The organism is Bradyrhizobium sp. CCGB12 (assembly GCF_024199845.1).
Lineage (GTDB): Bacteria > Pseudomonadota > Alphaproteobacteria > Rhizobiales > Xanthobacteraceae > Bradyrhizobium.
On the sequence record NZ_JANADO010000001.1, the window covers coordinates 3,753,397 to 3,774,115 of the forward strand.

16 protein-coding genes are annotated in these 20,719 nt (G+C 57.5%); 3 read left to right on the forward strand and 13 right to left on the reverse strand.

The annotated features are described in order from the left end of the window. Positions 1 to 64: 64 nt before the first annotated feature. Together NLM27_RS17995 and NLM27_RS18000 are read right to left on the reverse strand one after the other, a co-directional pair. Complete coding sequence (locus tag NLM27_RS17995; RefSeq protein WP_254144576.1) at positions 65 to 2,608, reverse strand: Ig-like domain-containing protein; 2,544 nt, start codon at positions 2,606 to 2,608, stop codon at positions 65 to 67. Between the two features lie 749 nt (positions 2,609 to 3,357). After that, a complete protein-coding gene (locus tag NLM27_RS18000; protein ID WP_254144577.1) occupies positions 3,358 to 4,326 on the reverse strand; it encodes an FkbM family methyltransferase in 969 nt (322 codons plus the stop codon). A 253-nt stretch (positions 4,327 to 4,579) separates the two neighbouring features. Between NLM27_RS18000 and NLM27_RS18005 the strand changes: the two genes are divergently transcribed. Continuing rightward, complete coding sequence (locus NLM27_RS18005; protein ID WP_254144578.1) at positions 4,580 to 5,737, forward strand: 2OG-Fe(II) oxygenase; 1,158 nt, start codon at positions 4,580 to 4,582, stop codon at positions 5,735 to 5,737. A gap of 79 nt (positions 5,738 to 5,816) precedes the next feature. On the opposite strand, the gene NLM27_RS18010 is transcribed toward NLM27_RS18005, so the two are convergent. Genes NLM27_RS18010 through NLM27_RS18020 form a run of 3 tightly spaced genes read right to left on the reverse strand, consistent with a single transcriptional unit; the run spans position 5,817 to position 9,045 of the window. Next, entirely contained in the window at positions 5,817 to 6,713 is an 897-nt protein-coding gene (locus NLM27_RS18010; protein ID WP_254144579.1) for a right-handed parallel beta-helix repeat-containing protein, read from the reverse strand. Then, positions 6,710 to 7,903, reverse strand: coding sequence for a glycosyltransferase family 4 protein (locus NLM27_RS18015; RefSeq protein ID WP_254144580.1), 1,194 nt, complete (start codon positions 7,901 to 7,903; stop codon positions 6,710 to 6,712). Before NLM27_RS18015 ends, NLM27_RS18010 begins: the two co-directional genes overlap by 4 nt. Positions 7,904 to 7,920: 17 nt before the next feature. Next, positions 7,921 to 9,045, reverse strand: a complete 1,125-nt coding sequence (locus NLM27_RS18020; protein ID WP_254144581.1) for a glycosyltransferase family 2 protein — start codon at positions 9,043 to 9,045, stop codon at positions 7,921 to 7,923. An 83-nt stretch (positions 9,046 to 9,128) separates the two neighbouring features. On the opposite strand from NLM27_RS18020, the gene NLM27_RS18025 reads away from it, so the two are divergent. Further along, positions 9,129 to 9,911, forward strand: coding sequence for an FkbM family methyltransferase (locus NLM27_RS18025; RefSeq protein WP_254144582.1), 783 nt, complete (start codon positions 9,129 to 9,131; stop codon positions 9,909 to 9,911). Positions 9,912 to 9,979: 68 nt separating this feature from the next. Here the strand turns inward: NLM27_RS18025 and NLM27_RS18030 are convergent, their stop codons facing one another. From NLM27_RS18030 to NLM27_RS18045, 4 genes are all read right to left on the reverse strand, one after another. Next, positions 9,980 to 10,960 (reverse strand): glycosyltransferase, encoded by a 981-nt coding sequence (locus tag NLM27_RS18030; RefSeq protein ID WP_254144583.1) that lies wholly within the window; start codon positions 10,958 to 10,960, stop codon positions 9,980 to 9,982. After that, positions 10,957 to 12,444, reverse strand: coding sequence for an O-antigen ligase (locus NLM27_RS18035; protein WP_254144584.1), 1,488 nt, complete (start codon positions 12,442 to 12,444; stop codon positions 10,957 to 10,959). Before NLM27_RS18035 ends, NLM27_RS18030 begins: the two co-directional genes overlap by 4 nt. Before the next feature lie 97 nt (positions 12,445 to 12,541). After that, a complete protein-coding gene (locus tag NLM27_RS18040; protein WP_254144585.1) occupies positions 12,542 to 13,492 on the reverse strand; it encodes a glycosyltransferase family A protein in 951 nt (316 codons plus the stop codon). 114 nt (positions 13,493 to 13,606) lie between these two features. Next, positions 13,607 to 14,551, reverse strand: a complete 945-nt coding sequence (locus tag NLM27_RS18045; RefSeq protein WP_309144751.1) for a glycosyltransferase family 8 protein — start codon at positions 14,549 to 14,551, stop codon at positions 13,607 to 13,609. Positions 14,552 to 15,042: 491 nt separating this feature from the next. Between NLM27_RS18045 and NLM27_RS18050 the strand changes: the two genes are divergently transcribed. Next, positions 15,043 to 16,140: an acyltransferase gene (locus NLM27_RS18050; protein WP_254144587.1), complete on the forward strand. Its 1,098-nt coding sequence runs from the start codon at positions 15,043 to 15,045 to the stop codon at positions 16,138 to 16,140. 123 nt (positions 16,141 to 16,263) lie between these two features. Here the strand turns inward: NLM27_RS18050 and NLM27_RS18055 are convergent, their stop codons facing one another. The 4 genes from NLM27_RS18055 to NLM27_RS18070 are packed head-to-tail and all read right to left on the reverse strand — an operon-like array spanning position 16,264 to position 20,646. Continuing rightward, positions 16,264 to 17,295, reverse strand: a complete 1,032-nt coding sequence (locus NLM27_RS18055; protein WP_254144588.1) for a glycosyltransferase — start codon at positions 17,293 to 17,295, stop codon at positions 16,264 to 16,266. Between the two features lie 23 nt (positions 17,296 to 17,318). Further along, a complete protein-coding gene (locus tag NLM27_RS18060) occupies positions 17,319 to 18,482 on the reverse strand; it encodes a DegT/DnrJ/EryC1/StrS aminotransferase family protein (protein WP_254144589.1) in 1,164 nt (387 codons plus the stop codon). Continuing rightward, entirely contained in the window at positions 18,479 to 19,480 is a 1,002-nt protein-coding gene (locus NLM27_RS18065) for an NAD-dependent epimerase/dehydratase family protein (protein ID WP_254144590.1), read from the reverse strand. The genes NLM27_RS18060 and NLM27_RS18065 overlap by 4 nt, the downstream gene beginning before the upstream one ends. After that, positions 19,477 to 20,646: a DegT/DnrJ/EryC1/StrS aminotransferase family protein gene (locus NLM27_RS18070; RefSeq protein WP_254144591.1), complete on the reverse strand. Its 1,170-nt coding sequence runs from the start codon at positions 20,644 to 20,646 to the stop codon at positions 19,477 to 19,479. Before NLM27_RS18070 ends, NLM27_RS18065 begins: the two co-directional genes overlap by 4 nt. Between the last annotated feature and the right edge of the window lie 73 nt (positions 20,647 to 20,719).

Genomic DNA, 20,719 nt, shown 5'->3' on the forward strand with positions numbered 1-20,719 from the left:
GGAAGATCCCCCAAGAGATCCCCAAGGCAGTTGTTGAGTACTACTCGGTGCGGATGCCCGCACCTTACGCGAAGTGGAAGTCGTGGCTGTTCAACGAACCGACCTTCATGTTCTTCAGCGTGAGAGTGTCACCCGCCGCCGCGATCACGACGTCGCCGCCTGATTGGGTCGCGTGGGAGAGAACACTCGCAAAACTGTCGAACACGCTCTTGCTGAACTCGATCGTGTCGTGAGCAGGTCCGCGCGCCACGAAGTCCTTGATGACATCGTTGCCGAAATTCGCGGCAAACGTGAATGTGTCGGCCTTGGTCGTGCCAGAAAGGACGTCGTTGCCGGACGTGCTCATCTTGGTCGTGCTGCTTGTCGAGTTCGAAGTCGCAGCGACCTGACTGGTGGCCGCAGCTACGCTGGAAGTCGCGACCTGCCCGTCACCGTTGAGATCCTGATGGAAGCTCGTCTCCAGTGACTTGAGGCCAGAGTTCGAACCCGACACGCCCCATCCGGAATCCTTCAAGGCGCTCACGTGGGAAACATAGTTTCCGTTGCTGTCGGTGTTCCAGGCCGTGTACTTGCCGGTGCTCGCCTCCTTCCAGACGACCTGATAGCCCGTCGCCGTCTTTTCCGCGGCAATGGGAGACCAGGTGCCATCTGACCCATCGATGAAGTCCACACCGCCATGCTTCAGCGTGGGGCCTGTCCCGGTGCTGCCGTTGAGGTAGAACTTGTCGCCACTCTCAACGAGACGTGTCGCACCAGCCGACTCGACCACCTTATCAGCAGTCGGCGAGGTCGGAGAGGTGGGGGACGTCGGTGTGGACGTGGTGGAAGTACCGATCTGTCCGTCACCGTTCAGATCCTGGTGGAAGGTCGTCTCCAGTGATTTAAGGCCAGAGTTCGAACCCCACACGCCCGATCCGGAATCCTTCAAGGCGCTTACGTGGGAAACATAGTTCCCGTTGCTGTCGGTGTTCCAGGCCGTGTACTTGCCGGTGCTCGCCTCCTTCCAGACGACCTGATAGCCCGTCGCCGTCTTTTCCGCGGCAATGGGAGCCCAGGTGCCATCCGACCCATCGACGAAGGCCACACCGCCATGCTTCAGCGTGGGACCCGTGCCGGTGCTGCCATTGAGGTAGAACTTGTCGCCACTTTCAACCAGACGTGTCGCACCGGCCGACTCGATCACCGTGCCAGCAGTGGGCGACGTCGGAGAGGTCGGGGACGTCGGAGTGGTGGGCGACGTCGGCGCGGTGGGGGACGTCGAGGTGACGCTGGCCGTGACTACGGAGGACGCCACGCTGATGTTGCCTGCCACGTCCGTTGCCTTCGCCGTGAGGCTGTGCGCACCGACCGCAAGGGCGGCGGACGTATAGGTCCACACGCCGCTGCTGTTCGCCGTCGCGCTCCCGATCTGGGTCGCGCCGTCGAACACCTTTACGACGCTGCTCGCTTCGGCATTGCCCGACATTACCACCTGATTGGCGCTGTTCACCTTGTTGCTGGCAATGGTCGGCGCAGCCACTTTGGTGTCAACGGTGACTGCCAACGCAGACGACGCCGCGCTGGTCTTCCCCGATGAATTGGTCGCCGTTGCGGTCAGCGTATGCTTGGCGTCCGTCAGGACCTTCGTGATATAGTCCCAATTTCCGCTCGAATTCGCAGTCGTCGAACCAATCTGGGTCGTACCGTCGTAGAACTTGACCGTGCTGCCGGCAGCAGCGGTGCCCTTGAGCTCGACGGTATTGTCGTTGGTGATCTTGTCACCAGAGGTGCCGCTATCGGTCGAGAACGACGCGATGACGGGCGCTCCGGGCGCAGTGGAGCCGCCACTCGACCCGCTGCCGGTGTTTGCGGACGTATTGAGAGTAGCCTTCAGAGTAAGGCCGTCATTGACATTTCCGCTCTGGACGATCGAGCTTCCGAGCTCCATTCTCAGATTGAGATCACCGAAATAACCACCGCCGACGTGGTTATTCGTGTAGGACACCCCGGTGACCTTGCCACCGCCCGGTTGGCCGCTGGCGATCTCATTGATGTAGACCGTGTACCCGCCGCCGATCAGAAGATTGTCGTCGATTTTGACGTTGCTGATCGACCCCCAATAGTTGTCGAGCATGATCGCCGACGTCTGGATCTGCTCGTTGATGATGGTGTTGTGGCTGATGGTCAGGTTCGAAAACCCGCCGTCGGCCTGAATTGCATCGAAATGCGAGCCGGACGTGCCCTGCATATCGTGGATGTAGTTGTTCTGGATGACCGTGTTGCTGCCGCCGACACCGATGCCGTCGGCCGTTCCATGAATGTTGTTACTGATAAAGGTTCCAGCGCCGGCGATGCCCTGGCCGCCACCGCCCATCCCGTTGATGTCGCAGTTCTGGATCGTAACTCCCGTCACCCCGGTAGCCACATTGACGACGTAGTAGGATGACGACGCCACCTTGCAGTTCACAAGCGTGACGTTCGGAGCGTTGATTACCACCGTCCCTTTAATATCGAGTCCGCTGATCACCGCCCCCGGCGTATTGACGACGAGATTGCCGTTGTAGGCGGTGAGAGCCACCCCGGCCTGCACCCCCGTATTCGTTGCATCCGCCCATGCTGTAGTTGCCAAAATCGTTCTCCATAGTGGTTTAGTTTGATGGCGGCGTGATTTCGGATCGATTTAATTAGTTTATGTCCCCAAGAAATCGATCCGAAGTGTCACGCCGCCCTACACGACGCGAGCGAAATGGTCGGTTGCGGACGGCTTTTTTTAGACGACATGCGGGCCTGCCTGAGGTCTTTGTTTGCGTCCCTGCCCAAATCCCCAGCCCCGCGAGGGCAGCGTCTTGCGACACAACGCCATTAAATATCAGACATTGCCGTGATTCTTCAGTTCTACGCGCCGCAACCTGCGCCATTCAGCCCCCTGGCCGCACCGCGCAAATCCACAATTCAATTCCGTCCCCAGTGGTACCTAGACGCCGCTCGCAGTAGCGTTCCCGGATGGCACCGCACATTCCGCAGAGCGAAGAATAGCGCGATCGCATCGAGAATCATTTTCTCAGCACACTTCTTTTATCACGAAACTCGCAGGATTGAACTGGAGCACGTGCGACAAGGAGGCCGAGCAAGCACCCATTATATGGGAGCTGGAAAAGCACGACGGTACAGCGGCCGAGAACCGCCGAAACCCAGGAAGCGACGGGATATCGCCCCCGAATATTCTATCGCAATTAAATAATAAATAATCGGCGCGCCGGACACACCAGGCCGGACAACGGCAAATGTTCGGAATCGCGCCCGTCCCCAGCCTTAGGACGCGCGGACGCAGGGGACCGGACGCAACGGTCAAGGACGCCAATGGCGGCCAGTTGCCGATCAGCCCGCGACCGCGATGAAATTGGTCGCCGCACTCTCCAAAAATGCATCTCGCCGCAGCGCGGCAAGACCCGCAGACGGTCGATACGGGAGCGGGTAGACGGAGTATCCGTAATCGCTAAGCAGCCGGAAAAAGTCCCCCCGCGACTTTGTCGTATTGCTTTCGAATATGATCTTTGGGCGATATCGCGTGAGCAACTGCGAAGCGCCTTGGATGACTTCGCGCTCAAATCCTTCCACGTCGATCTTGATGAGCATGTTGTCGCGGCCAATATCGTCCAGATAGTCGTCGATCCTCCTGAGCGGCACCTGCTTCGTTATCACCTTGCCCGTGCTCTTCACGCTTGACATGACATCCAGAGATACCGAGCCCAACCACGTCTCATTCTCAGGATAAACCAGGTCGACCTGGCCGGAGCGATCGCCAACTGCAACCTGCTCCCATCGCCACCCTTCGAGGCCATTCAATTCGCAAACCGTTTGGAAATACGAGAAGCAGCTCGGATTTGGTTCGAACGAGACCGTCGGTATGCCGGCCGACAGGAAGAGAACCGAATGTGTTCCGTAGTTGGCTCCAACGTCCAGGAAAAGCGCGGGACGTTGATCCGACTTGACCAGCTCGACATATGTCTGCTTGATCTCCACGTCGTGCCCGACGATTGAGACCGCGCTGTCCCAGTCAAGCCACAACAATGACGATCTGAGCGGCAGCCGGATTGCCTTGTCGTCAAAGTGAACAGTCCAGTCACCGGGCGCCAGGCGATCATCGCTCTGATCTCGAAATATCTTCGCGTATCGTGCGTGGAAACGAGACTTGGCCCGATCGTCAAGCAAGCCATAATAGTGGTTGAGCATCGCGCGCGATCTGTTTCTGCGGGCGATCGACCTTACAATCGAGCACTTGAGCGGCGCGGAAATTCTGTTGTCGTACAGCTTGCTGAAAACAAACCCTGACGATTTCTGTTGCATGAGATTTTCCTTAATCAACGCAGACGGACAGGAGCGAAATATTCTCTAATATCGGTATGGGCGCATCCATCGGACACGATTTAGAAGGGGAGAGACCGTCCGCGATCTGATCGCGAACGCGCCGGCTTTTTGACCGGCCGGACGACACCACAGAAGCGACATCATGTTGGCCTCAAATACGCAATGGCGGCGCGTGACGAGCTACGTTCGCTGCCGAGATTAAATCAATAAATCCCCCAACTGGATCGAGCGTTTGGTCAAACTCGAAGGTACTCCCTCCACGGAGAGGCGAATTCAGAAAGATCAGCAGGACATGACGACAACTTCACCTCTCAGCGTTGGCGAACCGGCTCCGTGGTTCTCGGCGGCCACCGACCGCAGTTCTGCCAGTACGGTTGCCTTCGATGAATTGGCAGGCCGGTACATTGTCCTGTTCTTCATGGGCTCCGCCGCCCGGCCCGATGCGGTCGAGGTGCTTGCGACACTCGCGCGCCGCGACAATTTGCTCGACCACGAGCACGCGCTCCTTTTGGGCATCAGCAGCGATCCGAATGATTTCGAGCAGGAGCGCGCGCGCCAGTGGCCCCCTGGGCAGCTTCTTCTTTGGGACCAGAACAGCATGATCGCGAAGAAATACGGGGTGACAGAACCTGCGGCTGGGCCTCCCGCAACGATCCGTCCAGCCGCGTTCATACTCAGTCCGACGCTGCAGATCATCGAGATATTACCCCTAACCGAGCCAGCCGCATTTGTTGAACGTATCGTGTCGAGACTTACCGAACTCCTGGCAAAACCTCCGCTCGCGCAAAACGCGCCGGTGCTGGTGGTGCCCCAGGTATTCGATCGCGCCTTCTGCCGTCGGTTGATCGATCTCTATGACGTGACCGGCGGGCGTGAAATTGGCTTGATCGAAAACCAGGGAAAGATCCTCGAGCGCACGGATACGAACTTCAGGAAACGCCTCGACTACTACATCTCTGATCAACCTACGCTCCAACAAACCCGAGATCTTCTCCAACGTCGCCTTTTGCCGATCGTCTATCGCGCCTTTCAGTTCAACACGACGCGCATCGAGCGATATCTCGTAGGCTGCTACGACGCGGCAACCGGAGGCTACTTTCGGCCGCACCGCGATAACACATCGCCCGTCGTAGCTCATCGCCGCTTTGCGGTGACAATAAACCTGAACGAAGATTACGAAGGCGGTAATCTTCGCTTCCCCGAATTCGGCCACCAGACTTTCCGTGCTCCACCGGGAGACGCAATAGTGTTCTCCTGCTCGCTCTTGCACGAAGTGACCTCCGTAACACGTGATCGCCGATATGTATTCCTATCCTTCCTCTACGATGAGGCCTCCCAACAGCTGCGCGATGCATACAGAAAGACCCTGGATGCTTCGCAGGCGTCCTAGTATCGGCCCGTACGCGAGAGCGCACCATATCCGGGTTGCTCCGACGGCGCATTGACGAGCGCTCCGCTTGAGTGCTCCGTTACCTTATTGCCTTCGACACCGGCCTGTTCCAAGCCGGTATGGTTGCGCCGGTTGTCTTGTTGATGTTGCCTGAAATGGTGGGCATGTTGCCAAGCTCGGTCCGAAGGTCGAGACCACCCCAGTGCCATCCGGCGAGCTGATTGTTTATGAAAGTGACGTTCGTCACCGGGCCGCCGCCGAGTTGGCCCTTGCCAATCTCATTGAGATAGACCGTGTATCCACCGCCGATCAGCAGATTGTTCTCTATCAACACGTCATCGATCGGCCCCGCGTAGTTGTCGACCATAATCGCGGATGTCTGAATATTGTCGTTGATGATGGTGTTATGTCGAATCGTAAGGTGTGAAAAATTCCCGTCGGCCTGGATTCCGTCGAAGTGGGAAGCGGCGGTCCCCCGCATGTCGTGAATGTAGTTTCCCTCGATCAGCGTGTCGTTCCCACCAACTGCAATTCCGTCGGCGCAATTTCGGATGTTGTTTCTGAGAAATGAGCCTTGCCCGGCGATGCACTGGCCGCCCGATCCGAGATTGTCGAGTTCGCAATTTTGGATCACGGTCCCTTTGACCCCGCCCTTGATGAGAACGACGTAAAAACCATCATACGTAATCTTGCAATTCCTGAGGGTTACGTTCGGAGCATCAATTACGACCCCTCCCTTGATATCCAGCCCCTCGATTACCGCGCCTGAAGAGCTGACCACGAACCCATCGGACTCCTTCAAGGTCGTCCCCGGGGGAACGCCAGTGTTGGTCGCGTTCGGAAATCCGCTCAGATCAATCGTCCTGCCGCGCAAGGTGATCGTCTCTGCTTCCGAATAGGACGAGAGAAGCAATTGGAACACAGCGGGAAAAACTGCCACGCGAAGCGTTATCGACAGCGCATACGAACGGCTCATGTGCCTCCCCCGACGAAACCACCGCTCGACGTCGTGCACGGCCGCGCGGGTGCGACACGGTCCAATATCTGTTGGCGTCGCCTGATGGCCACCTCATCCCAGTGAAACGAGCCCGCGCGTTGCGCGGCTGCCGCACCCATCCGCTTTCGACGACCGCCATCTTCGGCAAGACTACGGATCGCGTCCACCCACCCCTCGCGATCGTACGGATCGAGGACAAAACCTTCCTGATCGTGTCGCACGATCCGTCCCATTCCCATTGGGGTCGTGATGACCGGCAAGCCACATCCGCAGGCCTCATACGTGACCTGTGGCCCGCCTTCCTCCAAGGAAGGAAAGACGAAGAAGTCCGCAGCGCGATAGAGCGCACCGACGTCGTTCACGTAGTCAAGGACGACGACATTGGGCCTCGCCAACAGATCCGCGCATCGCTCTCGTATCGCCGGCTCGAGGACACCTGCCAGCACCAGACGCCCCTTCACATTGCTCCGGGCCCAATAATCAAGCAGCAGATGGCAGCCTTTCCGGACGCAAATGGAGCCGACGAACACTGCCGTCACCCCCTCGCATGGCGCCAGGAGCTCTCCACTCCCGCTGAATCGCTGCGGGTCCCATCCATAGCTTGCACTTACGAGTTTCGAGGCGGGCAAGCCGCTTTCGAGAAGCGACGCCTCGACCATGGTGTTCGAGCAGAACACGTAGTCTACCGCCTCGAGAGCGGCCTGCTCGGCGCGAACCGAGGCATCGGTGATCGAATGAACGGGGGCAAGTCCCAGACGCTGATAGGCATCGTCGAGAATGATCTTGGCCGATCTTCTGTGGCAATTGATCATCTCGCGAAAGATCTTGATGTTCTTCCTCTTCAGCGCATGAATGGCATCCAGGGATGCGTCCGGCCAAATGTAAACTACACCACCTTCGGATTGTGCCGTCGTTACCTGGGATAGAAATCGTCCCTCGATCTTCTCACCTGCGAGGGACCGCACCCATTTATACGGCATATACCGGGCCCAGCGCGGGAGCACCTGGACGACTTCCGCAGGAGACACCCGGTGCCCTCTTGCGCGGGGCGTCGTAATCGCAATCTGGAAGTCCGGCGCCGCCATGCCTCTGGCCAGCATTCCGCACGTATAGCTCGGACCTTTTGTCGTCAGCGGCAGAGGCAGGAACACATCCAATTGTGCGCTCATCAATAGCTCCAAACACGTCAGGCTGGCCCAAGCTCCGATGGCACGCCCGCGGCGCTCGCGAGGCCTTCGCGGTGCCAACTCGGCCTTCCCGTTTCACCTCTCAGTCCGGCCAACACGCCCTGGAGGACTGCCCAACAATTTCTTGGTGCTTGACGCCTGAGAAAGCGAGCGGCGTGGAAGAGCGACATCAACACCCGAAGCGGCAACGTCCATGGAAAATGCCTGCGCACGAAGCGGATGCCGTTACGATGCTGTAGATACACGGAGAGCTTGGGTATGGCGGCCGCACTTCTTGCCGACCCGGTCGTCGTACCTCGCTTGTGAACGACGATGGAGTCGCGCGCGTAGCCCAAGCCCAGATGTTTCGCGCGAATACCCCAGTCCAAATCCTCGTAAAACAGGAAGTAGCTTTCATCCATCGGGCCGATCGCCTCGATGCACCAGCGCGTCACATACATCGATGCTCCGGAAGGACTATCCATGGCCCGTTCGACAGCCGCGATGTCGTAGGAAACATCGAGACGCTCTCCAAGCCCGATCGCCACATCCCGCGCCGCCATCTTTTGCCATTGCAGGCCACCTCGAAATCTGACGTGCTCGCTTTCGTCGCTGTCCAGAATTGTGCAGCCCACCATCGCCTTGCGCCCGGACTCGGCACGCTCGTAGAGCGCGGCAAGAGCCAATTCGGTCGGCTCCGTATCCGGGTTCAATATCCAGATGCCCCGCCAGCCATCCATGCGACTGAGCTGAGACAGCCACGCATTGATGCCTCCGGCATAACCCAGGTTGTCGCTGGCACATCCGATCCAGACATTAGGAGCCCCTTCCCGGAAACCGAGCCGCTCAACCCAAGTAAAGCGGCCGGCAGCAAGATCTATCGAAACGCCGGAGGGCTCCCGTCGACAGCACGGCCCTTCTTCGTCCAACAAGTCGGCCATCAGCCGATGAAAGGCATCGGTCCCGCCATTTTCGCAGATGAACACATCGAAGGCAGGTCCCGAGGTCACACGCGACAAGGCATGCAGGCAAGCGGCAATATCCGCCGAGTTGCGGAAGCCGACGATGATAACGGCTACCTCCGAAATAACTGCACCACCGCCAGTCTTCATGAAATCGGTCGATTTACCGCAAATCAGTGCCATTACGAGCCATCCGGAAAGTACATGCATCATTTCTTCCATTGCAATTATATATTAAATTATTTAATTTGCACGGAGAACTTTAAATGATGACGGTGAATCTGATGAATCTGAAACCTTATGCGCGTTTCGCATACGCGCAGGTTCCAGGAGTCGCGCGCGCGAGATTTGCGCTTATGGACCTGACCGCTGCGTATTTCTCGAAGCCCGAGTACGAAGGCGCAATCTGGCCCGTCAAGCCGGATGGGCTAATCATCGATATCGGGGCAAATCGGGGGCAAAGCGTTTCCGCATTCAGGAGATACAGACCTCAATCGGAAATTGCCGCCTTCGAACCCCAACCCGGATCAGCCGAGCGGCTCAAAGCCCGTTTCAGACGAGATCCATCGGTTTCGGTCTTCGGATGCGCGCTGGGGGCCACCCCCGGCAGCATCACCTTCTTCGTTCCGTCCTATGGTCATTGGGGGTGCGATGGAATGGCGGCGACAAGCCGCGAAGCAGCGACGGACTGGCTGAGCGACCCTGGCCGCATGTACCGCTTCGACAATGCCAAATTGGTCGTGAAGGAGCATCATGTGGAATGCCGCACCCTCGACTCCTTCGCCATGTCTCCCTCTCTGATCAAGGTACACGCTCAGGGTTGCGAGTTGGAGATATTGCAGGGTTCGCAACATACGATGAGGCAGCACAGTCCCGCATTGATGTGCGCTTTCGCGTCCCACCAAATTTCGCATTTTGTTTCGGATTTCGGCTATCGACCGTACACCTTCGACAGGGGACGATTCGTGCCGGGATTGGCGCAGCGCCCGGTTACATTCACATGGTACTTGACCGATCATCACTTACGTCTTGCACCCGCCGCCCCTTAACCAGTGCCATATCGGCGGGCGGTCTCCGGAAGACGACGGTCTGATCACAACCTTATTTCCGGCCGCTCTCAAGCATGCCGACGATCACTGGACAACAGCATCTTCTTCAAGCCGGCATTGAGACTTAGAGGCATGAGAGCCAGGGCGCTTCTCATGATGAGAGGGAGGTGTCCCGTTTCGGCAAATCCCCGAGCGTAGGTGGAGATGGACTTGAGCCGCCTGCCCGAATGAAGATAAATCCATCCCAGTTCCTTGTGGTGACGGGAGATCGCACGATTTGCCGCCTGTCGCGCTTCATGATCACCTCGGAGAGCCTTCTTTTCGCCGACGACCATCTGCAACAACGAGGACTTATCCTGTTCCTGGAATCTCGAAAGCGTCGAATCATCAAGGACCCGCATCGTCGCAAGCTTGCGATTGACGTACCCGAATCCATAATGCTTCGAGATTCTGAGATACAATTCCCAATCCTCTCCTGAGCGCCACGATTCCTTGTAGCCCCCCAAGGTCGCGAGAACGTCGCGCCGGATCAGCATTGCAGTCGGCTTTATCGGAATTTCCTCGAGCAAACAGACGTACATTTCGCGACTTGTGAAGACAAAAACGTCGGAATTTGGCTGCGCATGCGACGCAAGCAAGCTAGGAAATGCGCGCATGCTTGATACGATCGATGAGACGGCCTTCCCGCGAACGACTTCAACATCACAGAAGGCTGCGCCGAGCTGAGGATAGCGATCCAAGACATCGACAAGGCTGCCAAGCATCTCCGGCTTCCAGAAGTCGTCTGAATCCAAATGGGCAATCACATCGCCCGTGGCAGCCTCTATGCCCGTGTTGCCTGCCGCGCTGACCCCGCGGTTCTGCGCATGCCTGACATAGCGGATCTTCTCGCTTCCAAATCGTCTCACGACGTCGGCCGTGCCGTCCGAAGATCCATCGTCAACGACGATGAGTTCGAAGTCACCATGCGTCTGCCTCAGGGCGCTCTCGATTGCTTCCCCGATAATATGCGCACGATTGTACGTGCGCATTACGATGGAAACCTTCATGGCTTCTCCATTCGGACGGGCACACTATGCCAACGGCTCCTCCGTCCCACGTGGGCGTTGCGCGCGCCCAGAACATCGAAACCAAAGGCTTCTGAGAGCGCGATCGGCTCTGCTTCCGCCGCCCGTGCGGCCCTATCCCGCATGATCGCGGTTTCGGCGAGGTTTGCCCGCATTCCGGCAAAGACGGCAAGAAGGATCCAGCAAGTGCCCCAGAAGTGCACAATGAACCCCAGAACAACGGCGGTCGTCGTAAGCAGTCCGAGCGCTACTGATAGCCGCCTTTCCTCAAGGGAAAGATGCGGCGATCTATCGATCGGGCCAAGCCAGAATGCGCTCACGATTGTCAAGAGAACCAAGAGGCTTCCAGGAATCCCGTACATCAGCGCGGCACTGAGCCAGAAGCTGTCCAGGCTCGCGCTGACGAGCCCGCCATGTGACTGCCAGTTCCAGTCGCCGTTCAAACCAATTCCGAATAGCGGCGAACCAAGCACCACCGGAACGGCCGTGTCCCAGATCGCCTGGCGATACCAGCCTGACTCCGCACTTACTCCGCTAAGTCGCACAAGCGTTGCGATAGGACTTCCAGAGAAGGAGAAGATGGCAACGAGCGCGACGGTCACAAACGATCCGACAACTTTCCATCTCGCAGTGAACCCGGGCGTTGCACCGTAAAAAACCGCCAAACCTACTCCGATCACGTAGCCCAGCAGCGGACTCCGCGCCTGCGAAAACAAAATGCCGACAAGTGCGATGCCTGCGACGCTCCAGCCGAATAGCCCGGACCTGAACACGCTGAAAGCCAGGACCCCAAACCAGACGCAAACGGCGCCGAACAGGATTGAATGCTCCAGTGGCCCCATGGCGCGAATGACCCCGTCTCTAAACAACGACTCGGCTCTCGACGCCAATGCGCTCTCATAGCTGGGCTTCGTATAGCCGGTGATGCTCTTGACGAACTCATAGGTGAACAGCTTGTCATACAGGGGATCGATAAGCGCGATACAAACGACGACGATCATCAGCTTGCAGGAGAAGCGCAGCACACGCACGGCACTATCGGGCGAGCCAAGAAGGAAGCGAAAAGTTAGATAAGCTCCCACGAACTCAATGACCTCGATACCAGCTCCCTTGAGGCCTGCGAGGCCATCGGTGATGGTGGCAGCCAGCATCATCCAAGCGCCTGCGGCCGGAGCCAGAATATCGGATGGAATACAGACGGACTCCCGCGCGCTCATGCGCTGGGACAAGCGTGACAGTGCCACGATGCTGGAAAATAGAATCATGACCCGAGCGGCGGAGAGACGAAAATCACCGACGAAGAACGAAAGGCCCTCGGGCAGAAAAATTGTTACCAATAAGAGCTTTAGGTAAAGTTCGTCCCCTGATAGCGAGCCGCCCGCGGCACGCCCGGCCTGACGTGGCCGGCGATCCTGCAGATGGCCAAATTGAAAATCCGAACTGAGTTCCACGCTTTTCCGGGCCAACGCGAATACCTCCAATGCCCAAGGCTTCAGAAACTACGCGCAAGTGCGAGGTGCCGCGGCAATTGGCCCTCGACCCTGCAGGCCGATGATGAGCCCTTCATTTCTTAGCCTCCAAAGAAATCGTCGGGAAGGCGCGACGCAGACGCCTCGCAGCTCTGGGAGGCATCAGAGCGTAAACCAGCGCCTTGTAATAGTGTGGGTCTGCCGGGTGCAGGCAGGCACACTGCCAGCCCGTCTTCAGCGCCAGCAAACGGCGGTTTTCTCGACAGAGATCCAGTACGCTCGTCATGAAGTGAGCGGCGATATTGTTGTCCAGCAAACTGTGGCGGGACAGCTTGTTGGCGCTCTTGCTATCTTCGGATATCTGCTCAAACCGTAGACCTCGTCGATCGCAAGCTCGCCTGAATGCCTCGGTCGCAAACTGCTGGCGCCAGGCTGGCGCACGTCTCGTCAAAGAATTTGGAAGTATCCGGTAGGCGTAGAGGCACTCGCCCAAGACGACCATCGGATACGACTCCCCGATTCTCAATATGTAGTCGAATGTCTCACAGACCTTCAATGAAGGCTCATACCGCATATGACCGACCATCGACGTTCGAAACATGCCCGTGGGATCGTGCGCGGGCATGCGAAACGCGTTGATTTCGACACGACAGACATCCTCGCTCTTCAGCGCAAACACCGGAGCCATGAATGTCCCGTTAATGATAAGCTCGTTACCACAGAACACCGCGGCCAGATGCGGCTTGCTGACGAGTGCTCGGGCCTGCTTCTCTATACGCATCGGATGACTGATGTCATCGCCGTCCTGGATTGCGTAGAATTCACCACGGATATGATCCAGCGCCCGATTGAAGGCTACAGGCTTCGTGGCGTTCTCTTGATGGATGACGCGTACGCGCTCATCAGCCAACAGATCTTGAACTGACTCGAAGCAGCCATCCGTGCTGCCATCATCGATGATCAGTATGTCCAGATTCCGATATGTCTGGTTAACGATGCTCAAGAGCGATGGCCGAAGATATTCCCCGGCGTTGTAGACAGACATCAGAACCGTGACGAGAGGTTCTTGAGGCGCGTCACTCCTTACAGCGTCACGATTGTCTGGGAGTACTGCCATTAGCCAACCTCATGATCGACAAATCAACAAAGAACTGTTCAGCTATTTGAAGCTACTTGGACCAACCTGACGATCGACCATATCGCGTGAGAGAACTGGTTCGCCTCGTCTTGTCTCCTGGAAGGCCCTTATCCGGGACCAACCGACTCGCAGGGCGTCTTCCATCTTGTTCATGGAGCTGCGCGGGAATCGCGTGCGGCTTCGAAAGGAGTCGTACAACGCGGCGTTCGCATTTGAAGCCTCAGCTTTCCAAGGCTTCTTCCAGGTTGTGAAATGCACGATGCTGGGTTTGTGGTCGCCTGTTAACTCGGAGACGTCGAGTTTTTCGTTGTAAGCTAAATAGTTCCATCGCGAGTCGAGTCTTTTCCAAAGACCATCGCACGCAACATTCAGTGCGTCTTGATCCGAGAAGGGCGATTCAGGACAACGCTTGAGATATTCCAGCGCGGCTTCGGAGATCTTCGCCTTTCGCCATTGGCGAAGATCTATCAGAAGTACTCCGCCGTTAAAGTAATCTCGCACCCGCGGGACCGGTAGCCGAATTGTTTGATTTTTCAGCTCAGAATCTAGACCGTCCAAGACCGCTCCAAGAACTTTACCCTCAAGATCTATTGCCAGCAGCGCCCGTAGGTCGTCGAGCACGAGGAGATCGGAGTCTAGGTACAATACCCTGGAGACCGTATCCGGGAAGATGCGCGGGATGAGGAGCCGGGCATAGGTGGCTCTTGAAATGTAGCTAAGTGTCGAGAAATCCCGGAACGCCTCCAAGTCCACTTCGATCCAGCGGATCGACGCGGAGCCAGGCGGAAGGGAATCGAATATCCTTCCTCGAACGCGCTCGGAAAGACCGTCGACGAGCACATGAAACTCGAACGGTTCGCTGCTTTTGCGTGCTTCCACAATCGATCGGAGGGTCGTCGCAAGTGGCATGGCATACCGCCTGTCACAAGCGAGCACGATTGGACATCGCATCTGTTCCAGTTTCATCCAATGACCTACGTGGCTTCCGACCAGGAATGACTGCTATCGACCGCAATACCGGGAAATTTTTTCAATGCTCATGGTATGATCATTTGCCGCGCTCCGAGCCACCGCTGGTCTCGCACCCGATGTTGAGCTTGAGCGCCAGCTGACTTGGCTCACTCCAAGCCCCCCGGACGCCGCAATACTTCGATAATTAAATCCAACCAATCCACTTCCGTTAATATTCAAAAATCGCACTTTAATTAGCATTAAGTCAGAATAAATGAAAGCCTTGTTTTTTGGGCCCATTTTTGTTTTAATTTGCGAAGGTAACTAATGCCGACCTGCTTAAGCGCTGACGTAAAGCCGGTGCGATCAACCGAATGAACCGCCTGAGCCCGGGATGCAAGCTCATCAAGAGAATAGAGTTAGAGCCCCTTCGTGGCCGTTCGTCCGAATGCAAGTCGGGTCCGCCCCAAGGATCGCTGCACCGCTTCAAGGGTACTGAGCTTGACATGGACCGCGAATCTAAATTCGAGGCGCGTAACAGAAATAACTTCAATATCTTGCGAGTAATCGCAGCAAGCTTGGTCGTCCTGTCTCACGGATACGAGCTTCCTACGGGCGCGGTACAGCACGATTGGGCGTTTTACTTCACCGGCCGGGCGCTGAGTTGGTATGCGGTGAACCTCTTTTTCGTCATTTCCGGCTATCTGATCTTCGCGAGCTGGGAGCGAAATCCTTCCCCACTATCATTCTTCTGGGCTCGCTTCCTCCGGATCGTTCCGGGCCTATTCGTGATGTTGGTCACCACTGTATTGGTGTTGGGAGCCAGTTTTTCCACATTGCCCTTTTTTCAGTACATCGTTGACTATCGAACGCTCCAGTATCTGTTGGGATGCCTCAGTGTTATCGCCGTAAGATACGAACTACCTGGTGTGTTTGTCGACAACCCCAATGAAGCCGTAAACGGGTCTCTTTGGACGCTTCGCTATGAGGTCTTCTGCTACGTGTGCGTCGCCGCCATCGGCATGACTGGCCTCCTTAAGGTACCAGGCAGACGAATGAGGTTCCTGGTTGCCGGCATTCTGGCGAGCTCGCTAGCGCTCATTTTCCTCGATATTCGCGGCGTCCATCCGTCAGAAGGCAAGCTGGCGATGGCCTATGAACTCGCCCGTTTAACCATGTGCTTCCAACTGGGCGGGCTTTACAGCGATCTTCGACACAGACTGCCGCTCAAGTTCGTCGTAGTTGTTGGGTTGCTCGCGGTGATGATAGCGAGCGTTGGAACGCCCCTTTTTGCTCCCGTCGCAAGCATTACAATTGCATATGCGGCGATGTGGCTCGCGTTTGTTCCCGATGGAGAATGGATCGCGTGGACCAGATCTGCTCCGGATTATTCGTATGGCATCTATATTTACGCTTTTCCCATACAACAAGCGCTGATCGCGGCAATGCCTACCATTTCACCGTTTAGCACTTTCGCGCTTGGATTTTGCCTGACCGTTGTCCCTGCGGCGTTGTCCTGGCATTTCGTTGAAAGGCCGGCGATCACTCACAAGCAACTTCGTTCGTTGCAGGCACGGACCAAGCCAACACCAATCGCAGGATGATCTGCCGATCCCGCGGAGATTGCCGATCAGGTTGTGCTCGGCGCATGTCCGATTCCATCTCCGGGCCGAACCGCAGAGAGCATTGCTAACCGGCTTGACTGTCTTGTCAGATCGGCGCGATCCTCAGCCGCTATGCCGTTCGGGCGGAAGCGAAATTTTCGATGTTGCAGGCGACCGCCCTGACAGCATACCCGGCATTCTTCTGATGACGGACAAAGCCCATCGACGGCCGTCCTCGCCCGGGATCTTCAGCACTCGCCAGAGTGGAGGAAGGTAACGCAGCCTGCGGTCCATAGCCATAGCCTGGCGCATGAGGCGGAGGCCGTCGTTGACGCGGCCCCGGCGCAGCAAGCCGATCCCGTGGCGGAATACTCGCTCGGCCAACGCGCGACTAGACAGCTTTCTCAAGCCGTGCGAGGCACCAAGACGATCCTCATATTCATTGAAGAAGCTTTCGAACGCGAGTTGACACTGGCGATAGTCAGACGTCATTTCAGCAAAATACGCGTTGGACATCGCGGTAGAGTGCTTTCGATAGATTGCCTGCACCGCATTAATACGCGCGACCGAGCCACTTGCCGCGAAACGAAGCCACATCTCCAAATCGCCGGCGTGCGGGAGCGACGGCCGGTAGCCACCAATGGCCTTTTGGACGCGCGTTCGAGCGATCGCCGTCGGCGTTGGAACGGTGTTCATTGAGGTGGCGCACATTTCGCTCAGGAGGTCACGGCGCGTCCAAGTGTATTTCTGAATTGGCTCGATGATCGGAAGCGGAAGATCATCATGCCATGCTACACATTCTCCGTATGTTAGAACGATGTCTGGATTCGCGTCCATGATTTCCACGGCCCGCTCGAGTGCGCCGCCAACCAGCAGGTCATCCGCGGACAGCAGCAAGCAATAGTCGGCCGCAGTCCATTCAATGCCCTCGTTGTACGTCCGGATGTGACCTCTGTTCTCCGGGTGCGCGATGACGCTGACGCGGGAATCGGCCTGCGCCAATTCCCTGGCTACCGATAAGGAATCATCAGACGACGCATCGTCGATGATGAGGACTCTCAAGTCGCGAACCGACTGCTCAAGAACACTGTCTACACATGCTCGCAGGAAGCGCCCATAGTTGTAGCAGGGAACAAAGATATCGATCTTGGCCATCTGGTCTGATTCAGTTCATCAAATCAAATCGCGATCACCGACTGCACTCGAGGACGAAGCTCTTCCATTAAAGCATTCGCGACCCGCGCTTGATCGTCCTCGCTCATCTGCGCGTAAATTGGCAGAAGGATCGAACGATCCTGTGAGAGTTCTGAGTGGCGAAGGTCATGGCGCCGCGCCGCCGTCGCGTAAGGCGGTTCGCGATGCGAACACATGATGCCGCGACGCGTCGCGATCCCCTGGTCAAGCAAATTCTGCATGACCGAGCGCTGATCGAGACGGTTGGGGAGGCGAACGCAATAGCTTTGCCAGTTGGATCTGGCCCATTTGGGCTCAGCCGGCAGCCTCAAACCTTCAAGGTTGCCAAGCAGTTCGGTATATCTGGCCGCGACAGCGCGGCGGCGTGCCACCAGTTCCGGCAGCCGCTGCAGCTGTTTACGCCCGATCGCGGCCTGCATGTCGGTCATCCGGTAGTTGTAACCGGAAACAAGGTACTCTTCGAAGATCACCTGGGAAGAGCCATGCCGCACCGTGTCGGGAACGCTCATCCCGTGCTGGCGCAGGAGCCTGAACTTGCTGTCAAGCTCGGCATCCGCAGTGGTCAGCATCCCGCCCTCGCCGGTCGTGATCACCTTGCGGGGATGAAAAGAAAAACAGGCGATCCGTCCGTGCGGCTTGCCGATCCGCTCCCAGTTCTCCTTGATCTGGATCTCGCTGCCGGCAGCGCAGGCCGCGTCCTCGATCAGGGTGACGCCATGCCGATCCGCCAAAGCGGTCAGGGCTTCCAGATCGCAGGGCATTCCCATCTGGTGAACCGCGATGATCGCGCGGGTGCGCGGAGTAATCGCATCCGCTAGCCGGCCCGGGTCTATGTTGTAGGTCTCCGGATCGACGTCTACAAAGATCGGAATGGCACCCTGATTTCGGACTGAATTGGCCGTTGCTATGAACGAATGGCTTGCTGTGATGACCTCGTCGCCTGGTCCGATGTCCAGAGCCGCCAGAGCAAGCTGCAGGGCCGTCGTACAGTTGGACACAGCGCATGCAAAAGGCGCACCGACGAAAGCGGCAAATTCACGCTCAAAGGCGGCCACTTGCGGGCCCTGTGACACCCAGCCGGAGAGGACGGCTGCTCGCGCCGCCTCGGCCTCTTCCTCGGCAAGGAGTGGCATTGCGATCGGTATCATGATGCCGCCGCCTGTCCCTGGTCCACAGCAGTGAGCTCGCGTTCAGCGCGCCACCACTTAACGAGATCTGCAAGCCCCTGCTCAAGCGAGACAGTGGTGCGGAAACCCAGCAGACGTTCCGCTTTTCCAGTCGAAGCCAGCCGGCGCGGCACCGGATTAATCGAGCGCTCCGGCGCGAACTCGGGCGTCAGTCTGGGGTGGCCCATCACGGAAGCAAGGGCTTGAGCAAGCTGCGCCAGGCTCGTTTCGGTACCGCTACCCACGTTGAACACTTCGTCGGTCACCTTTGCCCGGGCTGCCAGTACATTTGCACGGGCAATGTCGCGCACGTGCACGAAATCCATGGTTTGTTGGCCATCGCCAAAAATGACCGGCGGCAAACCGGCTTCGAGCCGCTCCATCCAGCGGATCAGCACCTCGGTGTAGCGCCCGTGAATGTCCATGCGGCTGCCATAGACGTTGAAGTAACGGAACGCCACGTAATCAAGGCCGTACATGTCGTTAAAAGTACGAAGCAGGCCTTCGTTGAACGCCTTTGCCGCGCCATAAAGAGTTCGGTTGTCGTAGGGATTCTGTCGCTCAGTTGTAGGAAACTCCTCCGCCATGCCGTACACGGATGCGGAAGACGCTGCGATCACCTTCTCGACGTCGTGCTTGACGCAGAGCTCAAGCAGATCGAACGTGGCATCCACCATGACTTCCTTGGCCAGGCGGGGTTCAGCGGCGCAGTGCGTGATACGCAGCGCGGCCTGATGAAATACGATATCGGCCGCCTTAACCAGGGCTCCCATCAACTTGCCATCGCGTATATCGCCGTGGACCAGCCGCACCGGTCCGCGTCCCAGCGCTCGCTTGAGATTCGCCGGCCGTCCTCGCACCATGTTGTCGAGGGCGACGATTTCGATGCAGCCTTCGTCGCACAACTGATCGACGATATGGGAGCCGATAAACCCCGCTCCGCCCGTAACCAAAATGCGTTTGCCCTTGAGATCGATCAAGACGCCCTCCTATTGCTGGGCTCTGCTGGAATTTGATCCCGCTCGCGGTCAACACCCCGTGCGAACTCCAGCGGCGCCACCCTCTTTAGAGTGGAGACGACTTCGGCAACCTGCTCCGGCAACAGCTCCGGATAGATGGGAAGCGAGAGGAACTCGTTCGCGAGCATCTCCGTGACGGGGAGATCGCCAGGCTGATAGCCAAGCTCGGCGTATGCCTTTTGCAGATGAACCGGAACCGGATAATGGATCCCGACGTCGATGCCGGCATCCCGCAGCGATCTGAGCGCGTCGTCGCGCCGCGACAACCTGACGGCATACACGTGATAGACGTGGCGGCTGTACCGGGGCGGCTGGGGGCAAGCCAATTGAATATCTGACAACAATCGATCGTATCGCTCGGCGAGCGAACGGCGCGCGTCCGTCCAGGAATCAATATGATTCATCTTGACGTTCAGCACCGCGCCCTGGATGCCGTCCATGCGGTAATTGTATCCGGCAACAACGTGCTTGTACTTGGCCTCCTGACCCCAGTCCCGCAGCAGCGACACGCGGCGCACGAGATCGGGCTGATTGGTTACGACTGCCCCACCCTCGCCAAACGCGCCAAGATTTTTGCCGGGATAGAAGCTGAAGCACCCGAGATCGCCGATCGAACCGGCGCGGCGCCCCTTGTATTCCGCACCGTGCGCCTGCGCCGCATCCTCGATGACGACCAGACCATGACGGCGGGCAATCGACATGATTGGATCCATGTCGGCCATCTGTCCATGCAGGTGAACCGGCATGATCGCCTTCGTCCGTGGCGTTATCGCAGCCTCAATCAAGGCAGGATTCATCGTCCATGTATCGGGATCGACGTCGACGAACACCGGTTTGGCACCGCTGTAGAGAATGGCCGCCGTCGTCGCAACGAAGGTCATCGAAACCGTGATGACTTCATCGCCCGGGCCAATGCCGGCCGCGAGCAGCGCAAGGTGCAGTGCCGACGTACCGCTGTTCACCGCACGGCAATGAGCGGTCTGGCAATACTCGGCAAAGCGCTCCTCGAACGCCGTCACCTCGGGACCGAGCACGAAATGCGCGCTTCCGATGACCCGCGCCACCGCGGCGTCGATCTCAGGCTTGATTTGGGTGTATTGGGCCTTCAAATCCAGAAATGGTATCAAGGTCAAATCTTTCAGGTGGGGGCTTGAGCGATTTAAATTATTTAAATTTATTATTCGATTAAATCAAGATAAA

Coding starts and splice junctions, on each gene's coding strand:
- NLM27_RS18015 (WP_254144580.1), bottom strand. CDS start 7,903: ATGAGCGCACAATTGGATGTGTTCCTGCCTCTGCCGCTGACGACAAAA.
- NLM27_RS18000 (WP_254144577.1), bottom strand. CDS start 4,326: ATGCAACAGAAATCGTCAGGGTTTGTTTTCAGCAAGCTGTACGACAAC.
- NLM27_RS18030 (WP_254144583.1), bottom strand. CDS start 10,960: ATGAAGGTTTCCATCGTAATGCGCACGTACAATCGTGCGCATATTATC.
- NLM27_RS18060 (WP_254144589.1), bottom strand. CDS start 18,482: ATGATACCGATCGCAATGCCACTCCTTGCCGAGGAAGAGGCCGAGGCG.
- NLM27_RS18040 (WP_254144585.1), bottom strand. CDS start 13,492: ATGTCTGTCTACAACGCCGGGGAATATCTTCGGCCATCGCTCTTGAGC.
- NLM27_RS18020 (WP_254144581.1), bottom strand. CDS start 9,045: ATGGCACTGATTTGCGGTAAATCGACCGATTTCATGAAGACTGGCGGT.
- NLM27_RS18025 (WP_254144582.1), top strand. CDS start 9,129: ATGATGACGGTGAATCTGATGAATCTGAAACCTTATGCGCGTTTCGCA.
- NLM27_RS18055 (WP_254144588.1), bottom strand. CDS start 17,295: ATGGCCAAGATCGATATCTTTGTTCCCTGCTACAACTATGGGCGCTTC.
- NLM27_RS18050 (WP_254144587.1), top strand. CDS start 15,043: ATGGACCGCGAATCTAAATTCGAGGCGCGTAACAGAAATAACTTCAAT.
- NLM27_RS18010 (WP_254144579.1), bottom strand. CDS start 6,713: ATGAGCCGTTCGTATGCGCTGTCGATAACGCTTCGCGTGGCAGTTTTT.
- NLM27_RS18045 (WP_309144751.1), bottom strand. CDS start 14,551: ATGAAACTGGAACAGATGCGATGTCCAATCGTGCTCGCTTGTGACAGG.